Annotated in this window: 5 protein-coding genes; all 5 read right to left on the minus strand. The window is 50.6% G+C overall.

What is annotated here, in order from left to right:
- Nucleotides 1-89: 89 nt before the first annotated feature.
- Complete coding sequence (locus tag NP589_RS21260; protein WP_256608764.1) at nucleotides 90-392, minus strand: antibiotic biosynthesis monooxygenase family protein; 303 nt, start codon at nucleotides 390-392, stop codon at nucleotides 90-92.
- A gap of 23 nt (nucleotides 393-415) precedes the next feature.
- Nucleotides 416-1,060: a glutathione S-transferase family protein gene (locus NP589_RS21265; protein ID WP_256608765.1), complete on the minus strand. Its 645-nt coding sequence runs from the start codon at nucleotides 1,058-1,060 to the stop codon at nucleotides 416-418.
- A 92-nt stretch (nucleotides 1,061-1,152) separates the two neighbouring features.
- Complete coding sequence (locus NP589_RS21270; protein ID WP_033158686.1) at nucleotides 1,153-1,638, minus strand: protein tyrosine phosphatase family protein; 486 nt, start codon at nucleotides 1,636-1,638, stop codon at nucleotides 1,153-1,155.
- A 27-nt stretch (nucleotides 1,639-1,665) separates the two neighbouring features.
- Nucleotides 1,666-2,070, minus strand: a complete 405-nt coding sequence (locus NP589_RS21275; protein ID WP_256608766.1) for a GFA family protein — start codon at nucleotides 2,068-2,070, stop codon at nucleotides 1,666-1,668.
- A 235-nt stretch (nucleotides 2,071-2,305) separates the two neighbouring features.
- Nucleotides 2,306-3,175, minus strand: coding sequence for an AraC family transcriptional regulator (locus tag NP589_RS21280; RefSeq protein ID WP_256608767.1), 870 nt, complete (start codon nucleotides 3,173-3,175; stop codon nucleotides 2,306-2,308).
- Nucleotides 3,176-3,262: the final 87 nt, after the last annotated feature.

Here is a 3,262-nt window from a genome sequence, read left to right on the forward strand (position 1 = left end):
TTAAATATTGAGGCGTTGGTCGAAGTCGATAAAGACCATAGCCATTGTTATTAGGAGTACCGTTTTCCTCAGTAACACAGGAAGAAGTGTTAGAAGTGATTTTCCATCACCAACGAGTAATGTTCTACCGTCGGAAACGGTTCATAGAAGTGATGCAGTAAGGCACGCCATTCGTCGTATTGGATTGAGCCGCGAAAGCCTTCGGTATGATCCTCCAGCGAATCCCAATTGACCAACAATACATATCGGTTGGGATGTTCGATGCAGCACTGTAATTGATGCGAAACATAGCCGCTCATCGAGGCGATAATGTCTGAAGCCTTACGAAAGGCAGTCTCAAACTCCAGCTCCCGTCCGGCAATGACGTTGAGTGTTGCAACTTCCAAAATCATTTTTTCTCTACTTGCCAGCGGCATTAAAACGTTTGCCGAGCATACAGCTCATCAAACGAAGTCATGATATGGTCACGGAAAGCTTTACGTTCGAAAAGCGCACCGTACCATCTGCGAACATTGGGTGTTTCCGGAGTGGGAATGCCCATTTCAAAATATCGATAAAGCGAGGTGGCGACGGGAATATCGCCCATACTGAACGCATCGCCTGCCACAAAAGCCTGTTCGGCAAGATGCGCATCCAAGAGGGCAAAATGTTTTTGGCAGCGCAAAGAGGCATGCTGAATTTTCTGCTGATCCCTTAGCGCCTCCGGGGTCCGGTAAAATCCCCAAAACAAATCCAGAAAATCGGGCTGCAGTGTTGCCAGCTCCCAGTCCATCCAGCGCTCCGCCAACGAACGTTTTGCGGGCGCTTCGGCCCATAAATGATCTCGACTGTAATTGGCGCACAAATAGCGGACGATGCTGTTGGACTCCCAAACTGTCAGGTCGTCATCGACCAACACCGGTATACGGCCATGCGGATTCATGGCTAGAAAATCGGGCTGATCGAGACCGCCTGCACTGCCGCCGGCATCAATATGCTGATATGCCAAACCCAACTCACCAATAGTCCATAACACCTTCTGCACATTGTATGCGCTACGCCTTCCCCAAATTTTAATCATGTCGTGATGATTCCTTAGTACATTTAAAACGATATGCCATTCAAACTCCATCAGGTCGGCGCTTTGCAGAAACAACCAGCCCAGTGAATGAGCTAGAGCGCTGTACTAAGTACATTACGAATAAACGTTTGCCAGATGGGATTCGGCGCCCAGATTTCGCTCATCGGATACGATGCAATCACCTCCTCTTCCGCCAAGTACAGCCTGCGATAGAGATAAATGAACGAGGATGCTCGCATATTTTTTGCGCAATGCACCCAGACTTTATGTCCTTCAAATACCTTGATAACACCCAAGAACTGTTCCAACTGATTAAGTCTGGGGTGTTCCCACGCCACGGGAATTTGCATATATGCAATGCCTTGGGCCGCAACCAATTCTGCTTCGCCTGGCAATGCGTTGCTAGCCGTTGGCGGCGCCAAGTTAATCACCGCCTCTATGCCAAGCGCCGGAAGTTTGGCGATGTCCTTCTCAGTCAGTTGCGCGGAACACCAAAGCCAATCGAACACCTGATATACGTTTTCAGCTTCCATGCCATGGTGTCTCGACTGCAGCGGAGCGTCTTGGAAATTAGACATAAAAAATCTTGACCGATAGCTCGCTGATCAACGCGGCTGCCGGTCCGCCGGATGACTGATACCGTCACCGGTTCGCACTTCGCCCAAATCAAACGGATTAACACCTTCCAGGCAGCCGACGTTGTAGTCGTACTGGCTAGGCATCGAACGGCGTTGATGGTGGGTATAGATGCCGCAATTCGAACAGAAATAATGTTTGGCGCTCATTGTGTTGAATTGGTAAAGCTTCAAGACCTCTTGGCCTTTGACGACCCTGATTCCCGACAGCGGCACCGACGCCATGATGGCGCCTTTGCGTCGGCATAGCGAACAATCGCAACGGCGCGGATCGACGATGCCGTCGGGTAGATCGAGTTCGAGTTCCACCGCGCCACAGTGGCAGGTCGCGTGGTGTTTGGCGTTGATGATGGTGTTGCCTACTTTTTTGACCATATCTGGCTCCGGTTGGGGTTTGTTAACCCGGCCCTAATTATCACCGGTATTCCGTTCGGGCTTGTCGAAACCCATTGCAGCATGCCCTTCGACAATCTCAGTGCGAACGGTGTTTAAAGACCGGGTTAATAGTTGATGCTTCCTTCTAATGCTTGTGGCTGGACTTTGCCATTGGAACACTTGCAGCGCACTAACGCCGAGTTTTCTCGTAGCTAAACTATTCATCCACTTTCGTTTACACCAACGGCAGATAAACATCGGTAACCTGTTCGTGTTCCGGCGTTTCCGGCACGCGTTTGATGTACTGGAAAAACAGCGGAAATTCCCGTAATTCCTCTCCGCTTTCCGGTAGCCACTCTCGGTAAAGGTAATAAACACTGTCGCTAATGCGGTCGGTCGAACCGATATGACGCACCACAGCGTAACGTCCTTCCGGAATCCGTTTGTTAATAACGCCTTGCGGGTTTTCCGGCACCGGTTGCTTGACCTCGCCGCAAACATCGAATCGGAATAATTCCGCGGGTGTGGCCGCCGGGTCGTCATAGGCGATGCCGAACGTACGGCTGCTGGCGATCGGCGACAAGCCGCTTTGTTTGCGCCAGTCTATAAAGTTTCTGACCGTATCCATTACCAGGCTGGGCGACCCACGGTGCTCAAGGGCTGCGACTAGGGTTTCTGAAAAATCGACGACTGTTACGTTCATCTGAGGACTCCTTATTCGTTTGGGTAATAACATGCGCTCATTCCAAGGCTGCCATGCAGGCTGGGTTCTGAATTGAGTAGGCGTTTGTCCGAAGCATTTTTTGAACGCGCGGGAGAACGATTCTGCATTGCCGAAACCGGCTTCCAAACCAATATCGGTAATGCTGCGCAGCTCCTGAAACACCAGTTGATAAGAAGCCTTGCGTAAACGCAATAACTGAATGTAGCGCGTCGTGCTCAGCCCGGTGTAAGCGGAGAACTGCCGCTGAAAGTGAAATCGGGAAAAATTCGCCTGTTTGCTCAGTTCATCGACCGACAACGGCTCGAAAAGATGTTTGTCTATGTAATCGAAAACCCGATCGATGCGCATCGCATAGGCTGCGCTAGCCGTTTTATTGCCCACTTTCAACCCTCCTCAATCGAGCGCTACTGTAACAAGCGTCGAATTATCTCGCCTGACTCAGCGTGCTAAATTGACCAGAGGGATACC

The sequence above is a fragment of the Methylomonas rosea genome (assembly GCF_024505055.1).
Lineage (GTDB): Bacteria > Pseudomonadota > Gammaproteobacteria > Methylococcales > Methylomonadaceae > Methylomonas > Methylomonas rosea.